The sequence below is a fragment of the Burkholderia sp. SJZ089 genome, from assembly GCF_007828315.1.
GTDB classification, from domain to species: Bacteria; Pseudomonadota; Gammaproteobacteria; order Burkholderiales; family Burkholderiaceae; genus Burkholderia; species Burkholderia gladioli.
On the sequence record NZ_VIUM01000008.1, the window covers coordinates 44,453 to 67,632 of the forward strand.

The following is a 23,180-nucleotide window of genomic DNA, read 5'->3' on the forward strand; positions in this document are numbered from 1 at the left end:
GGGCCCGGGGGGAAGTGGAAAGCCCGGCCGCTCAGGCGCGGCTGCTGTCTGCCTGGTATGGCGGCAGGGCGAGGGCGTCGAGTCGGTCGGTATCGACGATCGGCAGCACGATTTGCGAGGGCGTGCCGGCGCCGAACCAGACGCGGTTGACGGCCACGCGCGGCGCGCGGGCCAGCGCGGGCGCCTCGCCGCTGTTCGGGTTCACGTCGAAGTGCGGGAAGTTGCTGCTGGAGATGTCGACGCGGATCCGGTGGCCACGGGCGAAGCGGTTCGCGGTCGCGAAGGGCTCGATCTCGATCTCGTAGACGCGGCCCGGCTCGAGCGCGGCGGGCGCTTCCCACGAGGCATGGAAGCGGCAGCGGAAGATGCCATCGGTCAGGTTCATCGCATAACCGTCGGGATAGTCTTCGTTGGGCGGGCAGACATCGATCAGCTTGGCGGTGAAGTCGGTGTCGGGCGCATCGCTCGAGATCCACAGCCGCACCCGGATCGGCCCGATCACGGCCAGCTCGTGATCGAGCGGCGGCGTCTGGAACACCAGCACGTCGGGCCGCGCCCCCAGCGGCATGCCGGGCTCGCGCACGCCGAAGAAGCCGGGCAGCTCGCGCTGGTCGAAGGCGCCGCCATCGAACACCGGGGCCCCGGAGGTCAGCGCGCCGCCGATGGTCGGCACCGGCCGGGACGGATCGAAGGCGTAGGCGATCGAGGTCGGCTGCGCCTGGGCGGCGGTGGGGTCGTCGCTGAGGCGGCCGTCCGCGCACAGATAGAAGGGGCGCTCCTGCGTGCCGGGTAGCGGCCAGGCCGGCGAGCCGATCCAGCGGCCGCCGTGCGACATGCGCCCCTCGGCGTTGCGGCGTCCGCTGCCGCCGCCCATCACGAAGATGCGTGCCACCGGCTCGGCGGCGGTATCGGGCGTGAGCGCCGCGGCAGCGGCGGGTTTCAGCCAGCGCTCGAACCAGCGCGCGCGCAGCGCCAGCCAGTCGTCGGCCAGCTCGCCGTCGATCACCGCGTGCGCGCCGAAATCGACATCGCCGCTGTAGCGGACATTGCGATCGCCGTGCAGCCAGGGCCCCATGATCAGATAGGCGGGCGCGGCCGGGTCGTCCGACAGCGCCTGGAAGTTCGCGAGCGTGCTGCGCACATAGGCGTCGTACCAGCTCGACATCCAGATCGCCGGCACGCGCCGCATCGTGTCGTAGAAGTGCTCGGCGCAGATGCCCGGCTGCCGCCAATAATCGTCGTAGACGTCATGCGTCCATTGCTCGAACAGGTAGGCCTCGTATTCGGGCACGCGCGCGAGCGGCGAATGGCCGGGGCGCCATGGCATGCGCGCGAACCAGTCGCGCAGGTCGTGGCCGGCCAACGTGCTGGCCACCAGGGGATCGGCATCGGCGGCCGCGCTGTTGCGGGCACGATTGAAGGCCCAGGTCGCCTGCTTCAGCTCGAATGCGCCGCCCTGGCGGATGCCGCAGTGATAGCCGTTCGCGAAGCCGCCCGAGTCCAGCGCCATGCAGGTCAGCGCGGGCGGGTTCAGGCAGGCGGCCGCCAACTGCGTGTGCGCGGCATAGGACAGGCCCATGGTGCCGACCCGGCCATCGGACCAGGGCTGGGCGGCGATCCAGGCCATCGTGTCGAAGCCGTCGGGGCCTTCGGCCAGGTATTTCTCGAAGCGTCCCTCCGAATCGTAGCGGCCGCGGCAATCCTGCATCACCACCGCATAACCGCGCGCGGCGAAGTAGCGGGCCACCTCGATGCGCGTCATCGGCGGCGCGCCGCGATGGATCTCGGCGCGCGAGATCGCTGTCTTGCCATAAGGCGTGCGTTCGAGGATGGTCGGCAGCGGCGGATCGACTTCCCTGCGATAGCCGGGCGGGAAGTACACGTCGGTGGCGAGGCGCACGCCGTCGCGCATCGGCACCCTGAGGTCGGGCAGGCCGTCGTGGGAAACGGCGGCCGGACGCGCCGGCGTCGGTGCCGGAACATCGGCGGCGTGGCGGGAAACGGGAAACGTCATGGTCGGGTCTCTACGTAGAGCAGCGAAGTGCGTTCGGACTGGTTCGGGCGGAAGATCAGGTCGTCGCGCGCCGCCCAATAGGCGACGGGAAAGTAGAGCGGCACGATCGCGTAGTCGCGGAAGGCCAGGTCGGCGGCCTCGGCCAGCAGCCGGTTGCGCGCGGCGACGTCGAAGCTGCGCGCCGCCGCCTGCAGCAGCGCGTCGACGCGCGGGTTGCTGTAGCGCGTGCGATTGAAGGCGCCGGTGCCGGCCGCGCTCGAATGGCTGGCGATCACGTTGGTGAGCGCGATCGCCGAGTCGCTGGTGGTATTGCCGAAGCTGAACACGAAGGCGCTGTAGGCACGTTTCGCGGCGGCGCCGGCATAGACGTTGTAGGGCTGGGTGATCACGTCGTCGACCTGGATGCCGCCGCGCGCCAGCATCTGGCCGAGCACCTGGCCGAGATCGCCGTCGCTGGTGAAGCGGTCGTTCGACGAGTGCAGCGTGAGCCGGAAGCCATGGGGATAGCCCGCCTCGGCCAGCAGCCTTCGCGCACCCGCGGGATCGGGCGCGTCGGGCACCAGGTGCGGGTCGTAGCCGCCGATGCCGGGCGGCACGATCTGCGCGGCCGGCAGCGCGGCGCCGCCCAGCAGGTGCCGAGCGATCGCGTCGCGGTCGATCATCTTGGAGATCGCCTCGCGCACCCGCACGTCGCGCAGCGGATTGGCGGCGGCCTGCGTGCCGGCGGCCACGTGCACGAACGGCGATTGCGCGCGCGAGCCGTCCAGCGCGAGGTAGACCAGGCGCGCCGAGGGTCCCGAGAACAACTGCAGGCCGCGCGCCTGGCGCAATCGATCGAGCGTGACGGGCGGCACGTTGTCGATCAGGTCGACCGATCCCGAGATCAGCGCCGAGAGCCGCGCCGCGTCGTTGGCGACATAGCGCAGCGTGGCGCGGTCGAAGTCGGGGCGCCTGCCCCAGTAATAGGGATTGCGCTCCAGCACCAGCCGGTCGCCAGGCGTCCAGCGCACCAGGCGATACGGGCCGGTGCCGACCGCCACCGCGGGCTGGCGATAATCGGCGCTCGGGTGGCCTTCGCCGGCGCGGCGCGATTCGATGTAGACCAGCCCGACCTGTTCGACGAAGGCCGGCGACGGCGTTTGGGTCACGATGCGCAGCGTGAGCGGATCGACCACCTCGATGCGCGCGATATTGGCCACCGCGCCCGAGAACGGCGCGGGGCTGTTCGGCACGTGGCCCGCGCGTCGCAGCGACCAGGCGACGTCGTCGGCGCTCAGCGGCGAGCCGTCGGAGAAGCGCACGCCCGCGCGCAGGTGGAACTCCCAGGTGGTGGCGTCGAGATTGCGCCACGATTGCGCGAGCCCCGGCCTTACCTGCAGGTTGGCGTCCTGCGAGATCAGCCGCTCGAACATGTTCTCGGCCGCCTGCATGTTGTTCTGCGTGCGCGAGAACAGCGGGTCCAGCGAGGCGGGCTCCGAGGCCAGCGCCAGGGTGATCTCGCGCATCGGCGCGGCGGCGGTGGCGGCGGGCGCCGCCGGGCAGGCGATCGCGAAGGCGGCCGCCAGCGCCGCGGCGATCGCGCGCGGCGCGTGCCGCGAGAAACGCGCGCGCATCATGCCGCCTCCACCAGGTGGCAGGCGCTCCAGTGCCCGGCGCCGGTCTCGCGCAGCATGGGCCGCTCGCTGCGGCAGCGCGCATTCGCATGCGGGCAGCGCGGATGGAAGTGGCAGCCTTCGGGCGGCGCGAGCGGCGAGGGAATCTCGCCGCGTATCGCCTCGAATCGCTGGCGCCGGTTCGACAGGCGCGGTACCTGGCCGAGCAGGGCGATGGTGTACGGATGAAGCGGACGCGCGAACAATTCGACGCTCGGCGCGGTTTCCACCACGCGCCCCAGGTACATGATCGCGACGCGATCGCTCAGGTGCTCGACCACGCCGAGATCGTGGCTGATGAACAGGTAGGTCACGCCCAGTTCGTCGCGCAGGCGCAGGAACAGGTTGATGATCTGCGCCTGGATCGAGACGTCGAGCGCGGCGATCGACTCGTCGCAGATCAGGAAGTCCGGATCGACCGCCAGCGCGCGGCCGATGCCGATGCGCTGGCGCTGGCCGCCCGAGAACTGGTGCGGGAAGCGATCGCGGAAATCGGGGTTGAGGCCGACCCGCTCCATCATCTCGACCACGTAGGCTTGCTGGCCGGCGCGATCGACCAGGCCATGCACCAGCGGCGCCTCGCCGATGAGGTCGCGCACGCGCTTGCGCGGATTCAGCGAGGACAGCGGGTCCTGGAAGATCAGCTGGGTGGCCAGGCGCCGCGCACCGTCCCGCGGCGCGGCGCCGTCCGCCTCGTGCACGCGGATGCTGCCTTCGGAGGGCGGCACGATGCCGGCCAGCATGCGCCCGAGCGTCGACTTCCCGCAGCCCGATTCGCCGACCAGGCCCAGTATCTCGCCGCGCCGGATCGTCAGGTCGACGCCGTCGACGGCATGGACCACCGGCGTGTCCGGCCTCAGGCCGAGCCGGCCGGCGAGCCGCTGCAGCGGGCCGGTGCGCCGGCTGAAGCGGCGCGTCAGTTGCCGTGCTTCCAGCAGCGGCGTGGATTCGGGGGAGAGGCTCATTGCGGGGCTCCGTGGCGCGGATGAAAACATCGCCAGCTGTGGTCCTGTTCGGCGGCGACCGGCGGTTCGACGCGGCGGCACTGCTCGGTGGCGCGCGTGCAGCGGGGGGCGAACGCGCAGCCGGGCGGCAGCGCGAGCAGGTTCGGCGCGATGCCGGGGATCGGCTTGAGCGGCTCGCCGCGCCGCGCCTGTTCGGGCAGCGAGGCGATCAGGCCGGCCGTGTAGGGATGGCGCGGGCGGTCGAGGATCGCGTCGACGCTGCCGGTCTCGACGATGCGCCCCGCGTACATCACGCAGATGCGATCGGCCAGCCCGGCGACCACGGCCAGATCGTGGCTGACCCAGACCATCGCGGTGCGGGTGCGCGCGCAGAGCTCCTGCATCTGGTTCAGGATCTGGGCCTGGATCGTCACGTCGAGCGCGGTGGTGGGCTCGTCGGCGATGATCAGCTCCGGCTCGTGCAGCAGCGCGATGGCGATCGCCACGCGCTGGCGCATGCCGCCCGACAATTGATGCGGGTAGGCCGACAGGCGCTCGTCGGGCGCGGGGATGCCCACGCGCGCCAGCGCCTCGCGGGCCCGCTCGCGCGCGGCGGCCCTCGACACCGGCGCGTGCGCGCGCACCGATTCGATCATCTGCGTGTCGATGCGCAGCACCGGGTTCAGCGTCATCATCGGGTCCTGGAAGATCATCGCGATGCGATTGCCCCGCAGCCGGCGCAGCGCCTCGGGGTCGAGCGTGGTGAGGTCGCGGCCGTTGAACAGCACCTTGCCGCCGACGATGCGGCCCGGCGCATCGACCAGGCCGAGCACCGAGAAGCCGGTGATCGACTTGCCGGAGCCGGACTCGCCGACCAGGCCGAGCACCTCGCCCGGCGCGACCTCGAAGCTGACGTCGTCGACCGCGCGCGCGATGCCGGCGCCGGTGAGGAAGTGGGTGCGCAGATGCTGCACCGATAGGGTGGGCGTCGTCATGTCGATCCTATTTCCGCAGACGCGGGTTGAGGGCTTCGCGCACGCTGTCGCCCACCACGTTCATGCTGAACACCAGCGCGAGCAGCAGCAGGCCGGGCAGCACGCTGATCCAGTAGTTGCCGGCCAGCAGTTGCTGGAAGCCGTTGGCGATCAGCAGGCCGAGCGAGGGACGCGTGACGGGCAGGCCGATGCCGAGGAAGCTGAGGGTGGCCTCGGCCGAGATCGCCGAGGCCACCTGCACCAGGGCGATCACGATCACCGGCGGCAGGCAGTTCGGCAGCAGATGGCCGAACAGCATGCGGCGATGGCCTAGCCCGAGGCAGCGCGCGGCCTCCATGTATTCCTTGCGGCGCTCGACGGCGGCCACCGCGCGCACGGTGCGGGCGAAGTAGGCCCATTGCACCGTGACCAGCGCCAGCACCACCTTGTCGACGCCCTGGCCCAGCACGGCCAGCACCATCAGGGCCACCAGGATGGTCGGGAAGCCGAGCAGCAGATCGACGGTGCGCATCACCAGCGCGTCGACGAAGCGGCCGAAGTAGGCCGCGCAGAGCCCCAGCGTGGTGCCCAGCGCCATCGCGAAGGCACCGGCCACCAGGCCCACGCCGAGGCTGATGCGCAGCCCGTACATCATGGCCGCCAGCATGTCGCGGCCGAGCGCGTCGCTGCCGAGCAGGTAGAGATGCCCGCTCGCGCCGCGCGCGAGCGGCGGCAGCCGCGCATCGACCACGCTCAGCTGCGCCAGGTCGTAGGGGTTCTGCGGGGCGATCCAGGGCGCGAGCAGGGCGATCGCGACCAGGGCGGCCAGCACCAGCACCGCGGTGGCGTTGCCGGGCGAGGCCGCCAGCCGGCGCGCGACGCGGCCGAGCGCGGTATGCGGGTCGAGGCGCGGCAGCCGGCGCGCGCGCGGGTTCGACGGCGTAAGGCGGCTCATGCGGGCGCTCATGCCGCCTCCAGCCGCACGCGCGGATCGAGCAGGGACTGGATGATGTCGACGGCCAGATTCAGCAGCGTAAACAGGCTCACCACGATCAGCAGGTAGGCGACGATCACCGGCCGGTCGAGTCGCGTGATGCTGTCGATGATCAGCTTGCCGACCCCGGGCCAGGCGAAGATCGTCTCGGTGACGGTGGCGAACGCGATCAGCGAGCCGAGCTCCATGCCCACCACGGTGACGATCGGGATCAGGATGTTCTTCAGCACGTGCACGCCGATCACGCGGCGCGCCGGCAGTCCCTTGGCGCGGGCGAACTTCACGTAGTCGAGCGGCAGCGTCTCGCGCACCCCGGCACGCGTGAGCCGCGTGACCAGCGACATCTTGAACAGGGACAGGTTCAGCGCCGGCAGCAGCAGATGCAACAGGCCGTCGCGGGTGGCGAGGCTGGTATGGATGCCGAACCAGTCGCCCAGCGCGCCTCGCCCGGCCGAGGGCAGCCAGCCGAGCGTGACCGAGAACACCAGCACCAGCATGATGCCCTGCCAGAAGTTCGGCAGGCTGAAGCCGAGGATCGAGCCCGACATCACGCAGCGGTCGAAGCGCGAGCCGGCCCGCAGCCCCGCCAGCAGCCCGAGCGGCAGGCCGATGCCGAGCGCCAGCACCAGCGCGACGAAGCCCAGTTCGAGGGTGGCGGGCAGGCGCTCGAAGATCAGACGAATCGAGGGTTCGTCGAACACGAAGGAGCGGCCCAGGTCGCCATGCAGGGCGCGCGCCACGAAATGCAGGTATTGATGCCAGAGCGGCTGGTCCAGGCCCAGCGCGCGCGTGGCCTCGGCGATCTCGGCGGGGCTGGCGTCGGCCGGGACCAGGATCGCGATCGGGTCGCCGATCGCGTACACGCCGCAGAACACCAGCACCGACGTGAGCAGCAGCACGCCGGCGCTCTGGACGATGCGGCGGAGGATGAAAGCCGTCATTGCGTGTCGAACCTCGAATGTTGAGAATGCGAAGGCCGGTCCGTTCCCGGTGCCGGTCGTCGATGGGATGATTCGGCGTCAATATGGCGCTCGCAAGCCTATGCGCGATCGGCATACGTCTATGCAGAACCTGCCATGAACCTGAAACAGCTCGAAGCATTCGCGGCGGTATCGGCGCTGCACACCACCACGGCCGCCGCGCAGCGGCTCGGCCTGTCGCAGTCGGCGGTCAGCCGGCTGCTCGCCCAGCTGGAGGAGGATCTCGGCCTGACCCTGTTCCAGCGCGAACAGGGGCGCCTCACGCCGACGCGCGAGGCCGAGGCGCTGGTGGGGGACGCGGGCGCGGTCCTCGATGCGGCGCGCTGCCTGGAGCGGCACGCCCAGCAGCTGAGGCTGGCCGGCACGCGGCGCAAGCTGGTGCGCGTGATGGTGCCGAACACGCTGGCGCAGTCGCTGCTGCCCGAGGTGCTGGGGCGCTTCTACGCCGAGCATGGCGAGGCGGTGCTGGAGGTGTTTTCCGGCACCTACGCGGCGGCCGAGGAAGCGCTGCGCAGCCGCGAGGTCGATCTGGCGATCGTGCGGCTGCCGAGCCCGATGCCGGGATTGACGGCGCTGCGCCGCTTCGACAGCGAGGCGGTCTGCGTGATGCCGGGCGATCACGCGCTGGCGGCGCTGGAGATGGTCGGTCCGCGCGATCTCGACGGCGTGCCGATGGTGCTGCTGTGGCGGCAGAGCCCGATGCGCCACAACGTCGACGCGGCCTTCCGCGAGGCCCGTATCAGCCAGGCCGTGGCGGCCGAGGTGCATTCGGTCAGCGTCGCCTGCGCGATGGCCCAGCGCGGCATCGGCGTGACCATCGTGAGCCGCCTGATCGCGAGCGCCTGTGCCGGCGAGGGGTTGGTGATGCGGCCGTTCCGCCCAGCGCAGGGTTTCAGCGTGGCGATCGCGGCGCTGGAGAGCGAGGCGCTCGGCGCGGTGGCGCGGGCTTTCGCCGAGCGGCTCGGCGACGCGCTCGAGGCGCTGGGGGCGGCGGCGCCGGGCAGTACCTCGCCGGCCTGAAGGCGCGCCGCCCGCCGGCTCAGGCGAAGACCGGCGCGGCCGGATCGATCAGCTTGTCGAGCGTGATCGGCAGCTCGCGCACGCGCTGCCCGGTGGCGTGATGCACCGCGTTCGCCACCGCCGCCGCCAGCCCCGTGATGCCGATCTCGCCCACCCCGCGCGCGCCGAATTCGTTCAAGGCCAGGTCCGGGTGATCGAGGAAGATCACCTCGATCTCGGGCTGGTCGGCATGCACCGGCACCGTGTATTCGGCGTAGTTGTTGTTGCCGGGCAGGCCGGTGCGCGGATCGTATTCGGTGGCCTCGAACAGCGCCATGCCAATGCCCATCACGATCGCGCCTTCCACCTGGTTGCGCGCCGTCAGCGGGTTCATCACGCGGCCCACGTCGATCGCGCTGACCACGCGCGCCACCCGCAGGTGCGAGATGCCCGGGTCCCAGCGTACCTCCACGAAATGCACGCCGAAGGAGCGGAACGAGAACTTGCCGGCCGGCCCCGCCGAGGTGCTGGCGAAACCTTCCGCGTTGGCCAGGCGCCGCGACTTGAGCAGCGCGTCGAAGGCGACGCGGCGCTTGCCGTCGCTCAGCTCGCCGTGCTCGAAGCGCAGCGCCTCGGGCTTGGCGCCGGCGAAGGGCGCGCCCTCGGCCACGGCAATCTGCTTGAGCTGGGCGATCGCGTTGCGGGTGGCTTCGGCGATCGCCGGCGAGACGCTCGCGGTGGCCCAGGAGCCGCCCGACATCGGCGCGGCCGGGAACGCGGAACTGCCGAGCCGCACCTGGATCCGCTCGATCGGCAGGCCGCTCAGCTCCGAGACGATCTGCGCGGCAATCGTGTAGGTGCCGGTGCCGATGTCCTGGATCGCGCAGGTGACCAGCGCGCTGCCGTCGCTGCCCAGCTGCACGCGCGCCTCGGCCGGCGTGCGGTAGGCCTCCCAGTTGCAGGCGGCCATGCCATAGCCGATCCGCTCGCGCCCCTCGCGCATCGAGCCGGCTGCCGGGTTGCGGCGTGCCCAGCCGAAGCGCTCGGCGGCCGTGTTGATCGCCTCCGGCAGGTGGTTGCTCGACCAGGGCAGCCCGGCCGCCTCGTCCCGCGTCGAGAGGTTGGCCAGGCGGAACGCGAGCGGGTCCTGGCCGGCCGCCAGCGCCAGCTCGTCGATCGCCGATTCCAGCGCGAACAGGCCCGGCGCCGCGCCGGGCGCGCGCATCGAGGTGGCGCAGCCGTGGTTGACGCGCGTGGTCTGGTGGCTCACCAGCACGTTCGGACAGGAATAGAGCACGCGCGAGACGCCGCCGCAGTTCTCGGTGAAGGAATCGGTCATGGCGGTGCTGTTGATCGACTCGTGGCGCAGCGAGGTGAGCTTGCCGCTGGCGTCGGCCGACAGGCGCAGCCGCTGCTTCGTCTCGGGGCGATGGCCGGTGGCCGTGAACATCTGCGCGCGCGGCACCAGCAGCTTGACGGGGCGGCCCACCGCCAGCGAGGCGGCGCTGGCCGCCACCGAATGCGGCCACATGAACAGCTTGCCGCCGAAACCCGAGCCGATGAAGGGCGCCTCCACGGTGACCTGCTCGGGCGTCAGCCCGAACACGCTGGCCAGCGTGTTGCGATGCACGGTCACGCCCTGCGAGGCCTCGTAGACATGCAGGCGGCCGTCTTCCCAAGTGGCCACGGTGGCGTGCAGCTCCATCGGGTTGTGGGTCTCGACGGGCGTGCGATAGGTGAGGTCGACCCGGTAGGCGGCGGCCTCGAAGGCGGGTTCCGGCTCGCCGCGAGCATGGCCGCGGCCGCCGTCGTGCGTGCCGTTGCGCGCGAGGCCCTGGTCGAGCGTGGCCACCGCCGGCTGCTGGGCATAACTCACCGCCACGCGCATCGCTGCCTCGCGCGCATGCTCGAAGGTATCGGCGATCACCAGCGCCACGAACTGGCCGGCGTAGTTGACGGTGGCGTCCTCGAAGGGCAGCCGCGATTCGTCGGTGATGGTGGCGCGCAGGATGGTCGGGATCGCGATCGGGCTTTTCTTCGGGCGATACAGGCGCGGCACGTGCTCGTGATGGAGGATGTCGATCACGCCCGGCACGCGCCGCGCCTCGCGCGTGTCGATCTGCTGGATGCGGCCGTTGGCGATGGTGCTGAACACGCCATAGGCGTGCACCATCCCGGCGGGATGCTGGTCGGCCGTGTAGCGCGCGGCGCCGGTCAGCTTCAGGCGGCCGTCGACGCGCTTGACCGGCTGGCCCACGAGGGTCTCGCTCATGCGGGGCTCCGGGAGGAAAGAGTGAGGCGGTTCGAGGTGGTCATGGCGCGCCTCAGGCGGTGAGGGTCTGCAGGTTGCGCACCACGGCCTGCTGGCCGAGCGCGATCTTGAAGCCGTTCTGGCCGTAGGAGCGCGCACCTTCCAGCGCCAGCGCGGCGGCCCGTGCGAAGCTGTCGAGCGTGGCCGGCTGGCCGGCCAGCGAAGCCTCGGCGGCATGCGCGCGCCAGGGCCGGGTGCCGACCCCGCCCAGCGCGAGCCGGGCGCGCTCGATGGTGCCGCCGTTCATCACCACGATCGCCGCGCAGGATGCCAGCGCGAACTGGTACGAGGCGCGGTCGCGCAGCTTCAGGTAGGCGCCGCGGCCGCCGGCCAGCGGCGCGTCGAGCGTGAGATGGGTGATCAGCTCGCCGTCCTCCAGCGCGTGCTCGCGCCAGGGCGTGGCGCCGGGCAGCAGGTGGAAATCGAGGAAGTCGATCTCGCGCTCGCCTTGCGGGCCGCGCACATGGACTTGCGCGCCGATCGCGGCGATCGCCACGCACATGTCGGACGGATGCGCGGCGATGCAATGCTCGCTGCCGCCGAGCACCGCGTGCACGTTGCGGTTCAGCCCGCCGATCGCGGCGCAGCCCGAGCCGGGCTCGCGCTTGTTGCAGGGCGAGACGCCGTCGCGGAAGTAGCCGCAGCGCACGCGCTGCATCACGTTGCCGGCGGTGGTCGCCTTGTTGCGCAGCTGGGTGCTCGCGCCCGACAGCAGCGCCTGCGACAGCACCGGGTAGGCCTGGCGGATCCGCTCGTCGCGCGCCAGCTCGGTGTTGCTCAACATCGCGCCGATCCGCATGCGCCCGTCGGGCAGTGCCTCGATGCGGTCGAGCGCGAGCTTGTGGATGTCCACCACGCGCGCCGGGCGCATCACGTCGAGCTTCATCAGGTCGAGCAGGGTGGTGCCGCCCGCCAGGTAGACGGTCTGTTCCTGCGCGCGGGCGGCGATCGCGTTGGCGACCGAGTCGGCGCGGACGTAGTCGAAGTTGCGCATCAGATCTGCCTCCCGCCCTTGGCGCGGGCGTCCTGGATCGCCACGACGATGTTGCGGTAGGCGCCGCAGCGGCAGATGTTGCCGCTCATCGCCTCGCGCAGCGAATGGTCGTCGGCGGGGATCCGCGCGTCGCGCAGCACCGCCACCGCGCTCATCATCTGGCCGGCCGTGCAATAGCCGCACTGGTAGGCGTCGTGTTCCCAGAAGGCCTGCTGGACCGGATGCAGGCGGCCGTCGCGCTCCAGCCCCTCGACGGTGGTCACCTCGTCGCCCTCGTGCATCAGCGCGAGCGACAGGCAGGAATTCACCGACACGCCGTTCACGTGCACCGTGCAGGCGCCGCATTGGCCGTGGTCGCAGCCCTTCTTGGTGCCGGTCAGTTGCAGGGAGTCGCGCAGCACGTCGAGCAGGATCACGTTCGGCGCCACGTGCAGCTCGCGCGCCACGCCGTTCACGCTGAAGCGCAGGTTCGGCGCGTTCGTCTCGGCGGGGGCGGCCGCGGGCGCGGGCGTCTCGATGGCCGGCTGGGGCTCGGCGGCGGTCGCGCTGGCGAGCCAGCCGCCGCTGCCGACGGTGGCCACGCCGGAGGCGCCGGCCTGCAGGAAGCGGCGGCGCGAGATGGCGGGGCGCTCGGGGACGCCGGCGCCGGCCGGGGCGGCGGCGTTGCCGGGGGCGTGGGCGGTCGGTCGGGAGTCGGTGGTCATGGGCGGATTACCGTATCGAGGCGTATTGAGGGGAGCGGGGGCGCGCACGACGGATCGCGCGCGATGCTCATTAAACCGCCTTTGGCGGCCTCGTGACCGTCCCGATTTGCTTCAAGCCTCGTAGAGGAAAACTCATCAATGCGTGCCGGCGCGATCGACGATCATGGACGCTTTCCACCGCGCCGCGGGCCGACGGCTGCCGGGCTTGCCGCGACGGGCTCGACGAGCCCTGCGTGGATGCGGCGCCATATGTGCGCGTATATTGCGTGCGCGGGCGGACGGCATGGGGTGCCGCCTCGCGCGACGCTTTCGGCAAACGGCGTGCCCGCCTCACCGCGTCTCGCTCGAGGAGTTCGCGGCCGACGGCGAGGCGACGACCCCACGAGGCGGCGGAGGTGACGGAGGCGGCGGAGGTGGCGGCGCGCACGCGCCGGGCAAGCCGGCGGCGTGCCGCATGGCGCAATTGGACGGGTTGCCGTCGCTTCGCGGCAAAAGTCAAAAATCGGCGATTCCGTTAGTCCGGCATGAGGCGCGTTGCCGGCACGGCCGGCGTTCGCGGCTCGCCCAGGCCGCCGTTCCGTCCGATTCCTCGATGCCGACCATGTCCCGAACCCTCACGATCCGCGGCGGGCTCGCCGCCACGATTGCCGGTTGTACCGCGCTGCTGATGCTGGTGATCGCGGCGGCCGCGTTCTCGCTCGTCAAGAGCAATGGCGCGCTCGACGCGATGTACCGCGACGACACCGCCTCGGTGGTGCACCTCAAGACCAGCTCCGAGCGCATGCTGATGCTGCGCGTGGGCCTGGGCAACGTCGAGCAGATCATCAGCGCGGGCAAGCCGGCCGGCGACGAAATCCGCCGCCTGCATGCGCTGCTCGACGAGAGCAATCGCGAGCTCGACGCCTATCGCGCCCTGCACGCGCCCGACGCGGCCGAGAAGACCTTGCTGGACACCATGCTGGCCCGGCGTGACCGGCTGCTGTCGCAGGCCTTCGCCAAGGGCCTCAAGCAGCTCGACAGCGACAACCTGGTCGATTTCCTCGGCACCCAGCGCGACATGCCCAGCGCCTGGTTCGACGAGTACCAGCAGTCGCTCACCGCGCTCGAGGCCTTCCAGGTCGAGCGCCAGCGCGCCCGCTTCGAGCAGGCCGCGCGGCGCTTCGACATGACGCTGGCGGGTTTCGGCATCGCCGCGCTGGTGGCGCTGGTGGCCGGCTTCATCGCGCATCGCGGCCTGGCGCGCGCGATCGTCGGGCCGATCGACGCGGCGGTGGGTCACTTCGCCAGGATCGCGGCGGGCGACCTGACCGGGCGCATCGAGATCGGCCGAGGCAACGAGATGGACCGGCTGCTGGCCGCGCTCGACGAGATGCGCGTCCACGTGGCCGGGGTGGTCGGCAAGGTGCGCGAGGGCACCGACGCGATCCGGCTCGACGCGCGCGACATCGCCGGCGGCAATCGCGACCTGTCGGCGCGCGCGGGCCAGCAGGCCTCCTCGCTGCAGCAGGCCGCGGCCAGCATGGAACAGTTGACGGCGACGGTGCGCCAGAACGCCGACAACGCGCACGACGCCAGCGCGCTGGCCACGCGCGCCTCCGAGATCGCCACCCGTGGCGGCGAGGTGGTGCGCCGCGTGGTGCGCACCATGGACGCGATCGCCGACAGCTCGACGCGCATCGTCGGCATCGTCGGGGTGATCGAGAGCATCGCGTTCCAGACCAACATCCTCGCCCTCAACGCGGCGGTCGAGGCGGCCCGCGCCGGCGACCAGGGCCGCGGCTTCGCGGTGGTGGCCAGCGAGGTGCGCCAGCTCGCGCAGCGCTCGGCCGCGGCGGCCAAGGAGATCAAGGAGCTCATCTCGGCCTCCAGCACGAACGTCGGCGAGGGCAGCGCGCTGGTCGGCCAGGCCGGCGCGACCATGGACGAGATCCTCGGCGCGGTGCGCAGCGTCAACGCCATCATGGCCGACATCAGCCTGGCCTCGCGCGAGCAGTCGGCGGGTATCGAGCTGGTCAATGCCAGCGTGGTGCAGATGGAGGCGAGCACGGCCCACAACGCGGCCCTGGTCGAATCGGCTTCGGCCAGCTCGGCCTCGCTGGAGCGGCAGAGCGAGAGCCTGCACGCGGCCGTGTCGTGGTTCCGGGTGGTGGAGGGGGCGGCGGCCTGATCAGCTGCGCGGGCCGTCGCGCGGCTCGCGCAGGTAGTGGATATCCCATTCGGCCTCGTCGGTCCGCACGAAGCCGTGCCGCTGGTAGAAGCGGTTCGAGGCGCTGCCGCGCAGCGCGCCCACGCGGATCGGCGCGGCCTGCGCGTCGGCCTCGGCGAAGATCGCCCCCAGCACGGCCGCGCCGATGCCCCGGCCCTGCATGGCCGGCTCGATATAGAGGTGGTCGAGCAGCCAGGGCCGCGTCTGGCGACGCAGCAGCACGAAGCCGGCGCGCACGCCGTCGGCCTCGACGAAGCGGCAATCGGCCGGCGTGAAGCCGGCCAGGAAGCGCTCGCGCGCCCGCCGTGGATCGAAGCGGCCGAGCGCTTCCAGGCTCTCGCGCATCGCCGCGATGCGGATCGCCACCAGTGCTTCGGCATCGTCCAGGGTGGTCGGGGAAAGATCCAGGATCACGGCCGATCGCCCCCCTTCATTGCTGCGCCTCGGCATACTCGCGCGCCTGCCCCAGCAGCCATTCGCGGAACGCCTCCAGCGGCTTGCTGTGGCTCAGCTCGGTCGGGTAGACGAGGTAATAGGCCGCGTCGTCGCGCATCGCCTCGCGCGCGGCGGCCGGCACCGCGTAGGGCACCACCACGCCCAGCTGCGCCTCGCGCCCGTCGACGAAGAACTTCGGCACCAGCGCGATACCGAGCCCGGCCGCCGCCGCGCTGATCAGCATGGTGTGCAGCTCGTAGCGATCGCCCTGCATGGTGCCGTGGTCCTCCACGCCGAGCGCGCCGAACCAGCGCGACCAGCCGTCGGGCCGCGTGGTGGAGTGCAGCAGCGGATAGGCCAGCAGCTCGTGCGGCTTGCGCACCGCCTTCCCCAGCAGCGCCGGCGCGCACACCGGCACCACCTCCTCGCCGAACAGGTAGTCGGCCGCGGCGCCGGGCCAGGTCGGCTTGCCGTAATGGATGGCGGCCTCGAAGTGCGATTCCTCGAAGGAGAAGATGCCGGTGCGCGCGCCCATGTTGACCCGCACCTCGGGACATCGCGCGTAGAAATCCTTCAGGCGAGGGATCAGCCACTGCGAGGCGAAGGTCGGCAGCACCGCCAGCTCCAGGTAGCTGCCGCCGCTGCCATGCGCGATGATCGACAGCGTGTCGCGGTCGAGGTTCTCCAGCGCGCGCCGCACCTGGGTGCTGTAGAGCCGGCCCGCGCGCGTGAGCACCACGCGCTGCTTGGCGCGCACGAACAGGCGCACGCCGAGGCTGGCCTCCAGCGTCGCGATCTGCCGCGAGATCGCGCTTTCCGTCAGGAACAGCTCGCGCGCCGCGTAGGTGAAGCTCTGGTGGCGGGCCGCCGCCTCGAAGGCCAGCAGCGCGCCCATGTTCGGGATCTTGAATTTGCGCATGTTGATTCCGAAAACGCATCAAGTGGCAATTTTATCTCGCTTTACGCCGGCCGCGGCCATTTCGAATAATGCGTCCGGAGCAAGCCAGCCCATGCGCCGCCCGCGCGGCGAGGCCGGCTGGCCAGAGACCCCGACGAGATCCCCGATGCGCAATTCGAACCTGCAAGCCCTGTTGACCACCCTGCTCGGCGAGCCGAAGACCGACGCCCTGTTCGCCACGCTGAACCTGCCGCCGCTGCTGGCGGACTGGGAAGCCGGCACGGTCACGCGCGCCGAGCTGGCGCAGGCGATGAACATGGCGCTGTTCGAGGACCTGCTGGCGCGCTCGCCGAACGGTCGCGACTACACGCGCGATGCGATCGCAGCCGGCGGCTCGGTGTTCTTCGACCACGGCGCGCTGCGCACCGTGCGCTGGCGCGAGACCGGCGCGCTGCCGCCGGGCGAGGCCGCCTTCGCGCGGATCCTGCGCCCGCTGGGCTTTCGCCTGAACGGCCGCTACCCGCTCGACAAGCTCGGCATGACAGGCCGCGCCTACGCCCACGAGGACGCGCCCGACGACATCGCGCAGTTCTTCGTCAGCGAGCTGCATCCCGAACGCTTCTCGACCGAATTCCAGCAGGCGGTCAGCCGCGTGCTGCGCACCTCGCGCGACCCGCTCACGCCCGAGGCGCTCGGCCTGCTCTGGGAGCTGGAACGTGACGGCACGCTGCCGCTCGAGGCCGCGCACCGGCTGCTGCCGGCGATCGTCGGTGCCTTCGCGCGCCAGCACGAGGTGCCGAGCGTCGACGACTACGAACTGCTGCTGGCCGAATCGGCCGAGATGGCCTGGATCGCCACCGAGGGCAATGCCTTCAACCACGCCACCGACCGCGTGGCCGACGTGTTCGCGCTGGCCGAGGCCGAGAAGGCCAAGGGCCGACCCATGAAGCCGGAAGTCGAGCGCTCGCGCTCGGGCCGGGTGTTCCAGACCGCCTATCGCGCCGACATCGTGGAGCGCCAGTTCCGCACCGCCGAGGGTCGCGTCATCTCGCGCAGCGTGCCGGGCTCGTTCTACGAATTCATCACGCGCAAGCGCGAGTTCGACCGCGCGACGCACCAATGGAAGCTCGACCTGCGTTTCGACGCCGGCAACGCCCAGGGCATCTTCAAGATGACCGCCAGCGCGCCCCGCTGAGCCGGCCGCGCGGCCCGCGCGCCTTGCCGTGCCGGGCTTGATGAGCAAAGCGCAAGAGGTGGTGCGTGGAAGTCGTTTGATCCGCCGTTTTCGGCTGCCGACAATCGGCGCGCCCGCCGGGCCGCGCCGGCCACCATCGACCCATGTTCCGCCGGCACGCCTCGGGCGTGCCGGGCCCAGGCAGGAAGACCCCGACTCACCGGCAGCACCCGCAAGTCCGCCGCCGAGACTGCGCCCCGGCGCCCCGGCGGCGCCCCCGATTCCCGTTCCCGAAGGAAGCGTCCCATGAGATTCCCGCCGAGATTCGCCCGTCGCGCCGTGCTGTCCGCCCTCGTGCTCGCCTGTGCCGCGGGTGCTTCCGGGGCCGCGCTGGCGCAGGAAATCGTCAAGATCGGCGTGGCCAGCCCGCTGACCGGCAGCGCCGCCGCCTACGGCAAGGACATCGAGAGCGGCGTGCGGATGGCGGTGGACGAGGCCAATGCCGGGCACCCGGTGATCGGCGGCAAGCCGGTGAAGTTCGTGGTCGATTCGCAGGACGACCAGGGCGACCCGCGCGTCGGCGTGCAGGTCGCCCAGCAACTGGTGGACGACCACGTGGCCGCGGTGGTGGGCCACTTCAACTCCGGCACCACGCTGCCGGCCTCGAAGATCTACGCGAAGGCCGGCATTCCGATGCTCACGCCCGCCGCCACCAATCCCGACATCACGCGCGCCGGGCTCGACACCGTCTATCGCGTGATCGCCAACGACATCCAGAACGCCGGCAACGCGGGCGAATACGCCGCCGTCGTCACCAAGGCAAAACGCATCGCGATCATCGACGATCGCACCGCCTTCGGCCAGGGCGAGGCCGACCAGTTCGAGAAGGCCGTCAAGGCCAACGGCGGCACGGTGGTGACGCGCGAATTCGTGTCGGACAAGGCGGTCGACTTCAGCGCCCAGCTCACCCGCATCAAGAGCACCAATGCCGACCTGGTGTTCTTCGGCGGGCTCGACGCGCAGGCCGCGATGCTGGTCAAGCGGATGCGCCAGCTCGGCATGCGCGCGCAGTTCCTGGCCGGCGGCGGCGTGATGAACGCGAACTTCATCAGGCTGGCGGGCCCGGCCGGCGAGGGCGCCTCGGTCTGGGAATACGGCCAGCCGCTCGCGCGCCTGGCGCGCGGCAAGACCTTCGCGACCGACTTCCGCCGCAAGTACGGCGTGGACATGCTGGCCTACGCGCCGTTCGCCTACGACGCCGCCTGGATCGCGATCCGCGCCATGCAGAAGGCCAACAGCACCGCGCCGGCGCTCTACAACGCGGCGCTCAAGAGCACCCGCTACGACGGCATCACCGGCACCATCGCCTTCATGCCGAACGGCGACCTGAAGCAGCCCAGCTCGACGCTCTACGAAGTGAAGCGCGCGGCCTGGGTACCCGTCACCACGCGCCAGAGCGTCGAATGACGCCGCTGGCCGATGACGATCCGGTGCGCCGCATGGCGCGCCTCGGTCCGAGGCGCGGCGGGCGCCGGCGGCTCGGCGACCCTCGCGTCGAGGGGCCGCCGCGCCCGCGGCGACGCGGCCCCATGAATCCCTTTTTCGCATTCCCCAATCCAGAGGTGGCAACGTGAACGCAGCAAGCATCCTTTCCGAACTCGGTATCGACCATCTCGTCCAGGGCGGCGAGCTCGCCGTGCATTCGCCGATCGACGGCCAGCTGATCGCCCGCGTGGCGACCCAGGGCGAGGCCGAGGTCGACGCGGCCCTGGCCGCCGCCCAGCAGGCCTTCCTGGCCTGGCGCGAAGTGCCGGCGCCGCGCCGCGGCGAGCTGGTGCGGATCCTCGGCAACAAGCTGCGCGAGAAGAAGCAGGCGCTCGGCGCGCTGATCACGCTGGAGGCCGGCAAGATCCTGCAGGAAGGGCTGGGCGAGGTGCAGGAGATGATCGACATCTGCGATTTCGCGGTCGGCCTGTCGCGCCAGCTCTACGGCTTGACGATCGCCTCGGAGCGCCCCGGCCACCGGATGGCCGAGACCTGGCATCCGCTGGGCGTGTGCACGGTGATCTCGGCCTTCAACTTCCCGGCCGCGGTGTGGTCCTGGAACGCGGCGCTGGCGCTGGTGTGCGGCAACGCGGTGATCTGGAAGCCTTCCGAGAAGACCCCGCTCACCGCGCTGGCCACCCACCAGATCCTGCTCGAGGCGCTGCGCGAATTCGGCGACGCACCGGCCGGCCTGGCCGCCGTGATCAACGGCGGCCGCGAGATCGGCGCCAAGCTGGTGGCCGATCCGCGCTCGAACATCGTCAGCGCCACCGGCAGCACCGAGATGGGGCGCACGGTCGGCGTCGAGGTGGCGCGCCGCTTCGGCCGCTCGCTGCTGGAGCTGGGCGGCAACAACGCCGGCATCGTCTCGAACACCGCCAACATGGAGCTCGCGCTGCGCGGCATCCTGTTCTCGGCGGTCGGCACCGCGGGCCAGCGCTGCACCACGCTGCGCCGCCTGTTCGTGCACGAGAGCATCTACGACGAGACCGTCGAGAAGCTCAAGACGCTGTACGCCAAGGTGCGCATCGGCAACCCGCTGGAAGCCGGCACCCTGATGGGCCCGCTGATCGACAGCCGCTCCTTCGACCGCATGCAGTCGGCGCTGGAGCAGGCGCGCCGGGAAGGCGGCAAGGTCACCGGCGGCGAGCGCCACGCGGTGGCGGGCAGCGAGGGCGGCTTCTACGTGCGCCCGGCGATCGTCGAGATGCCCGCGCAGACGGCCGTGGTGCTGACCGAAACCTTCGCGCCGATCCTCTACGTGCTGAAGTACCAGCGCTTCGAGGACGCGATCGCGGCCAACAACGCCGCCTCGCACGGCCTGTCGTCCTGCGTGTTCACCACCGACATGCGCGAGAGCGAGCGCTTCCTGTCCTCGGCCGGCAGCGACTGCGGCATCGCCAACGTCAATATCGGGCCGAGCGGCGCCGAGATCGGCGGCGCCTTCGGCGGCGAGAAGGAAACCGGCGGCGGCCGCGAGTCGGGCTCGGATGCGTGGAAGGCCTACATGCGCCGCGCCACCAACACCGTCAACTACTCGTCGGCGCTGCCGCTCGCGCAGGGCATCGACTTCAACATCGGCTGAACGGAGCGCGGCATGAGTTCCCGGATCGTCATCATCGGCGGCGGCGTGATCGGCAGCGCGGTCGCGTACTTCCTGCGGGCCGCCGACCCGAGCGTCGCGGTGACCGTGATCGAGCGCGATCCGACCTACGCGCGCTCGTCCTCGGCGCTGTCGGCGGCCTCGATCCGCCAGCAGTTCTCCACGCCGCTGTCGATCCGCATGTCGCTGTTCGGCATCGCGTTCCTGCGCGAGCTGGGCGAGCGGCTGGCGATCGACGGCGCGCGGCCCTCGATCGACCTGCACGAGGGCGGCTACCTGTTCCTCGCCACGCCGGCGGGCGAGGCCACGCTGCGCGAGAACCACGCGCTGCAACTGGCCGAGGGCGCGCAGATCCGCTACCTGGAGCGCGAGGCGCTGGCCGCCGGCTTTCCCTGGCTCAACGTCGAGGATCTCGCCGCGGGCTGCTACGGCGAGCGCGGCGAGGGCTGGTTCGACGGCTACGGGCTGGTGCAGGCGCTGCGCAAGAAGGCGCAGTCGCTCGGCGCGCGCTACCTGGCCAGCGAGGCGGTGGACCTGGTGCGCGAGGGGCGGCGCATCACCCACGTGGTGAGCGCCGACGGCGAGCGCCATGCCTGCGATACCGTGGTCAACGCGGCCGGCGCCTGGGCGCGCCGCATCGCCGAGCTGGCCGGCGTCGAGATCCCGGTGTTCGCGCGCCGCCGCAGCATCTTCAACGTGTCCTCGCCGGCGCGGCTGGAACGCTGCCCGCTGCTGATCGACCCGAGCGGCGTCTACTTCCGTCCCGAGGGGCGCACCTATCTGTGCGGCACCTCGCCCGCGCCCGATCGCGATCCCGACGACCTGCCGCTCGACGAGGTCGACCACGCGCTGTTCGACGAGGTGATCTGGCCGACGCTCGCGCATCGCGTGCCGGGCTTCGAGGCGCTGCGCGTCGAGAACTGCTGGTCGGGCTACTACGAGTACAACGTGTTCGACCACAACGCGATCATCGGCTACCACCCCGAGGTCGAGAACTGCATCTTCGCCAACGGCTTCAGCGGCCACGGGCTGCAGCAGGGGCCGGCCACCGGGCGCGGCGTCAGCGAGCTGATCCTGTACGGCCGCTACACCACGCTGGATCTGTCCGAGCTCGACTGGACGCGCGTGCTGGAAAACCGGCCGATCGTCGAGAAGAACGTGGTCTGAGGGAGGGCCCGTCCATGTATGACTTCACCGCCCCGTTTCGCGAACCGGCCGGCTCGCCGATCCGCGAGCTGTTCCGCTATCTCGGCCTGCCGGGGATGATCTCGTTCGCCGGCGGCTACCCGGCCGCCGGGCTGTTCGATACCGAAGGGCTGGAGCGCGCCGCGCAGCGTGCCTATGCCAGGCCGGTGCGCTGCCTGCAATACGGGCCCACCGACGGGCTGCCCGAGCTGAAGGAGGCGCTGGCCGCGCGGCTGGCCTCGCGCGGCGCGTCCTGCCGGCCCGAGGAGCTGGTGGTGACCACCGGCTCGCAGCAGGGGCTCGACCTGCTGCTGCGCGTGCTGGTGGCGCCGGGCGACCTGGTGCTGACCGAGCAGCCCGCCTATCCGGCCACGCTGGCCGCGCTGCGCCTGGCGCAGGCGCGCATCGTCACGCTGCCGACCGACGGCGCGGGGCTGGATGTCGAGGCGCTGGCCGAACTGCTCGATTCGGGGCGCGTGGCGCGGCCCAAGCTGCTCTACACGGTGCCGACCTTCGCCAACCCGACCGGCGCCACGCTCACGCGCGAACGGCGCCTGGCGCTGCTCGCGCTGGCGGCGCGGCATCGCTTCGTGATCGTCGAGGACGATCCCTACGCGGACCTGCGCTTCGCCGGCGAGCCGGTGCCCTCGATGCTGGCGCTGTCGGACCAGGTGCCGGGCTCGCGCGACTGGGTGGTGCATTTCGCCAGCCTGTCGAAGATCGTCGCGCCGGGGCTGCGGGTGGGCTGGACCGTCGCGCCGGCCGAGATCGCCCGGCGCTGCACCATCGCCAAGCAGACCGTCGACCTGTGCAGCTCGCCGTGGACCCAGGCGGTCGCCGCCGAGTACCTGGCCGAGGGCGCGCTGGAGCGGCATCTGCCGCTGATCGCCGCAGCCTATCGCGACAAGTGCGATGCGCTCTGCGACGGGCTGGAGGCCGCGCTGGGCGACGCGATCGATTTCCATCGTCCGGAGGGCGGCTTGTTCGTCTGGGCGCGCATCGGCGGCGCGGAATCGGCGGCGCTGCTCAAGCAGGCGATCGCGCAGAACGTGATCTTCGTGCCGGGGCGCGCGTTCTACGAGGACGGTGTCGATCCCTGCGCGCTGCGCCTGTCGTTCGCGGCGCCCGCGCCCGACGATATCCGCGAGGGCGTGCGGCGCCTGAAGCTCGCGCTCGACGCGACGCTGGCGGGCGAGGACGTGGTGGCGGCGCGCGCGGCGGCGAGGCCAGCGCCTGGATCGGCTTTGCCGGCTGGCGGCTCGATACGCGCATGAAGCAGCTGCTGTCGCCCGAGGGCGTGGTGGTCTCGCTCGGCGGTTCGGACTACCGCACCCTGCGCACCCTGCTCGATCATCCGAACCGGCCGCTGTCGCGCGAATTCCTGCTCGACCGCGTGTTCGACAAGGGGCTCACGCCGCTCGATCGCTCGATCGACGTGTGCGTGAGCCGGCTGCGCCAGACGCTCGGCGACGATGCCCGCCGCGCCATGCTGATCCGCACCGTGCGCAACGAGGGTTACATGCTGGTGGCCGAGGTCGGTCACGAGGCCTGAGGCGCCAAGCGAAGCC

At 71.4% G+C, this 23,180-nt stretch carries 19 protein-coding genes; 8 read left to right on the forward strand and 11 right to left on the reverse strand.

The features are described 5' to 3' along the window. Window positions 1–31: 31 nt before the first annotated feature. The 6 genes from FB600_RS16470 to FB600_RS16495 are packed head-to-tail and all read right to left on the reverse strand — an operon-like array spanning window position 32 to window position 7,519. Complete coding sequence (locus FB600_RS16470; protein WP_098153076.1) at window positions 32–2,014, reverse strand: CocE/NonD family hydrolase; 1,983 nt, start codon at window positions 2,012–2,014, stop codon at window positions 32–34. Beyond that, window positions 2,011–3,630 (reverse strand): ABC transporter substrate-binding protein, encoded by a 1,620-nt coding sequence (locus tag FB600_RS16475; protein WP_261383406.1) that lies wholly within the window; start codon window positions 3,628–3,630, stop codon window positions 2,011–2,013. Before FB600_RS16475 ends, FB600_RS16470 begins: the two co-directional genes overlap by 4 nt. Next, entirely contained in the window at window positions 3,627–4,631 is a 1,005-nt protein-coding gene (locus FB600_RS16480) for an ABC transporter ATP-binding protein (protein WP_222432923.1), read from the reverse strand. The genes FB600_RS16475 and FB600_RS16480 overlap by 4 nt, the downstream gene beginning before the upstream one ends. After that, window positions 4,628–5,605, reverse strand: coding sequence for an ABC transporter ATP-binding protein (locus FB600_RS16485; RefSeq protein WP_046580556.1), 978 nt, complete (start codon window positions 5,603–5,605; stop codon window positions 4,628–4,630). The genes FB600_RS16480 and FB600_RS16485 overlap by 4 nt, the downstream gene beginning before the upstream one ends. 7 nt (window positions 5,606–5,612) lie before the next feature. After that, a complete protein-coding gene (locus FB600_RS16490; RefSeq protein WP_098183244.1) occupies window positions 5,613–6,539 on the reverse strand; it encodes an ABC transporter permease in 927 nt (308 codons plus the stop codon). Between the two features lie 8 nt (window positions 6,540–6,547). Then, window positions 6,548–7,519 carry an ABC transporter permease gene (locus FB600_RS16495; protein WP_036032903.1) on the reverse strand — a complete coding sequence of 324 codons (972 nt, stop codon included), beginning with the start codon at window positions 7,517–7,519 and terminating at the stop codon, window positions 6,548–6,550. 135 nt (window positions 7,520–7,654) lie between these two features. Between FB600_RS16495 and FB600_RS16500 the strand changes: the two genes are divergently transcribed. Further along, window positions 7,655–8,578, forward strand: a complete 924-nt coding sequence (locus FB600_RS16500; protein ID WP_046580557.1) for a LysR family transcriptional regulator — start codon at window positions 7,655–7,657, stop codon at window positions 8,576–8,578. Between the two features lie 19 nt (window positions 8,579–8,597). Here FB600_RS16500 and FB600_RS16505 read toward each other — a convergent pair whose 3' ends face one another. Genes FB600_RS16505 through FB600_RS16515 form a run of 3 tightly spaced genes read right to left on the reverse strand, consistent with a single transcriptional unit; the run spans window position 8,598 to window position 12,566 of the window. Continuing rightward, on the reverse strand, window positions 8,598–10,829 hold the full coding sequence (locus FB600_RS16505; protein ID WP_145757086.1) for a xanthine dehydrogenase family protein molybdopterin-binding subunit: 2,232 nt from the start codon (window positions 10,827–10,829) through the stop codon (window positions 8,598–8,600). 52 nt (window positions 10,830–10,881) lie between these two features. Next, window positions 10,882–11,862 carry an FAD binding domain-containing protein gene (locus tag FB600_RS16510; protein WP_017920413.1) on the reverse strand — a complete coding sequence of 327 codons (981 nt, stop codon included), beginning with the start codon at window positions 11,860–11,862 and terminating at the stop codon, window positions 10,882–10,884. Beyond that, complete coding sequence (locus FB600_RS16515) at window positions 11,862–12,566, reverse strand: (2Fe-2S)-binding protein (RefSeq protein ID WP_145757087.1); 705 nt, start codon at window positions 12,564–12,566, stop codon at window positions 11,862–11,864. The genes FB600_RS16510 and FB600_RS16515 overlap by 1 nt, the downstream gene beginning before the upstream one ends. 601 nt (window positions 12,567–13,167) lie before the next feature. Between FB600_RS16515 and FB600_RS16520 the strand changes: the two genes are divergently transcribed. Further along, window positions 13,168–14,733 carry a methyl-accepting chemotaxis protein gene (locus tag FB600_RS16520; protein WP_098182154.1) on the forward strand — a complete coding sequence of 522 codons (1,566 nt, stop codon included), beginning with the start codon at window positions 13,168–13,170 and terminating at the stop codon, window positions 14,731–14,733. On the opposite strand, the gene FB600_RS16525 is transcribed toward FB600_RS16520, so the two are convergent. Next, entirely contained in the window at window positions 14,734–15,222 is a 489-nt protein-coding gene (locus FB600_RS16525) for a GNAT family N-acetyltransferase (RefSeq protein WP_227743963.1), read from the reverse strand. Further along, window positions 15,203–16,126, reverse strand: a complete 924-nt coding sequence (locus FB600_RS16530; protein ID WP_046580562.1) for a LysR substrate-binding domain-containing protein — start codon at window positions 16,124–16,126, stop codon at window positions 15,203–15,205. Before FB600_RS16530 ends, FB600_RS16525 begins: the two co-directional genes overlap by 20 nt. A gap of 145 nt (window positions 16,127–16,271) precedes the next feature. Between FB600_RS16530 and FB600_RS16535 the strand changes: the two genes are divergently transcribed. The 6 genes from FB600_RS16535 (at window position 16,272) to FB600_RS16560 (ending at window position 23,164) form a co-directional block, all read left to right on the forward strand. Further along, window positions 16,272–17,300: a DUF1338 domain-containing protein gene (locus FB600_RS16535; protein WP_096751737.1), complete on the forward strand. Its 1,029-nt coding sequence runs from the start codon at window positions 16,272–16,274 to the stop codon at window positions 17,298–17,300. A gap of 285 nt (window positions 17,301–17,585) precedes the next feature. Continuing rightward, window positions 17,586–18,746, forward strand: coding sequence for a branched-chain amino acid ABC transporter substrate-binding protein (locus FB600_RS16540; RefSeq protein WP_096751736.1), 1,161 nt, complete (start codon window positions 17,586–17,588; stop codon window positions 18,744–18,746). A gap of 163 nt (window positions 18,747–18,909) precedes the next feature. Beyond that, window positions 18,910–20,409, forward strand: a complete 1,500-nt coding sequence (locus FB600_RS16545) for an aldehyde dehydrogenase family protein (RefSeq protein WP_017919567.1) — start codon at window positions 18,910–18,912, stop codon at window positions 20,407–20,409. A 12-nt stretch (window positions 20,410–20,421) separates the two neighbouring features. Next, window positions 20,422–21,594 carry an NAD(P)/FAD-dependent oxidoreductase gene (locus FB600_RS16550; protein ID WP_098153072.1) on the forward strand — a complete coding sequence of 391 codons (1,173 nt, stop codon included), beginning with the start codon at window positions 20,422–20,424 and terminating at the stop codon, window positions 21,592–21,594. Between the two features lie 14 nt (window positions 21,595–21,608). Next, window positions 21,609–22,886 carry a PLP-dependent aminotransferase family protein gene (locus FB600_RS16555; RefSeq protein WP_098153071.1) on the forward strand — a complete coding sequence of 426 codons (1,278 nt, stop codon included), beginning with the start codon at window positions 21,609–21,611 and terminating at the stop codon, window positions 22,884–22,886. Then, window positions 22,883–23,164 carry a helix-turn-helix domain-containing protein gene (locus tag FB600_RS16560; protein ID WP_096751732.1) on the forward strand — a complete coding sequence of 94 codons (282 nt, stop codon included), beginning with the start codon at window positions 22,883–22,885 and terminating at the stop codon, window positions 23,162–23,164. Before FB600_RS16555 ends, FB600_RS16560 begins: the two co-directional genes overlap by 4 nt. Window positions 23,165–23,180 lie beyond the last annotated feature (16 nt).

Coding starts and splice junctions, on each gene's coding strand:
- FB600_RS16535 (WP_096751737.1), top strand. CDS start 16,272: ATGCGCAATTCGAACCTGCAAGCCCTGTTGACCACCCTGCTCGGCGAG.
- FB600_RS16470 (WP_098153076.1), bottom strand. CDS start 2,014: ATGACGTTTCCCGTTTCCCGCCACGCCGCCGATGTTCCGGCACCGACG.
- FB600_RS16520 (WP_098182154.1), top strand. CDS start 13,168: ATGTCCCGAACCCTCACGATCCGCGGCGGGCTCGCCGCCACGATTGCC.
- FB600_RS16480 (WP_222432923.1), bottom strand. CDS start 4,631: ATGAGCCTCTCCCCCGAATCCACGCCGCTGCTGGAAGCACGGCAACTG.
- FB600_RS16505 (WP_145757086.1), bottom strand. CDS start 10,829: ATGAGCGAGACCCTCGTGGGCCAGCCGGTCAAGCGCGTCGACGGCCGC.
- FB600_RS16560 (WP_096751732.1), top strand. CDS start 22,883: ATGAAGCAGCTGCTGTCGCCCGAGGGCGTGGTGGTCTCGCTCGGCGGT.
- FB600_RS16550 (WP_098153072.1), top strand. CDS start 20,422: ATGAGTTCCCGGATCGTCATCATCGGCGGCGGCGTGATCGGCAGCGCG.
- FB600_RS16530 (WP_046580562.1), bottom strand. CDS start 16,126: ATGCGCAAATTCAAGATCCCGAACATGGGCGCGCTGCTGGCCTTCGAG.
- FB600_RS16510 (WP_017920413.1), bottom strand. CDS start 11,862: ATGCGCAACTTCGACTACGTCCGCGCCGACTCGGTCGCCAACGCGATC.
- FB600_RS16540 (WP_096751736.1), top strand. CDS start 17,586: ATGAGATTCCCGCCGAGATTCGCCCGTCGCGCCGTGCTGTCCGCCCTC.
- FB600_RS16495 (WP_036032903.1), bottom strand. CDS start 7,519: ATGACGGCTTTCATCCTCCGCCGCATCGTCCAGAGCGCCGGCGTGCTG.
- FB600_RS16555 (WP_098153071.1), top strand. CDS start 21,609: ATGTATGACTTCACCGCCCCGTTTCGCGAACCGGCCGGCTCGCCGATC.
- FB600_RS16475 (WP_261383406.1), bottom strand. CDS start 3,630: ATGATGCGCGCGCGTTTCTCGCGGCACGCGCCGCGCGCGATCGCCGCG.
- FB600_RS16485 (WP_046580556.1), bottom strand. CDS start 5,605: ATGACGACGCCCACCCTATCGGTGCAGCATCTGCGCACCCACTTCCTC.
- FB600_RS16500 (WP_046580557.1), top strand. CDS start 7,655: ATGAACCTGAAACAGCTCGAAGCATTCGCGGCGGTATCGGCGCTGCAC.
- FB600_RS16525 (WP_227743963.1), bottom strand. CDS start 15,222: ATGCCGAGGCGCAGCAATGAAGGGGGGCGATCGGCCGTGATCCTGGAT.
- FB600_RS16515 (WP_145757087.1), bottom strand. CDS start 12,566: ATGACCACCGACTCCCGACCGACCGCCCACGCCCCCGGCAACGCCGCC.
- FB600_RS16490 (WP_098183244.1), bottom strand. CDS start 6,539: ATGAGCCGCCTTACGCCGTCGAACCCGCGCGCGCGCCGGCTGCCGCGC.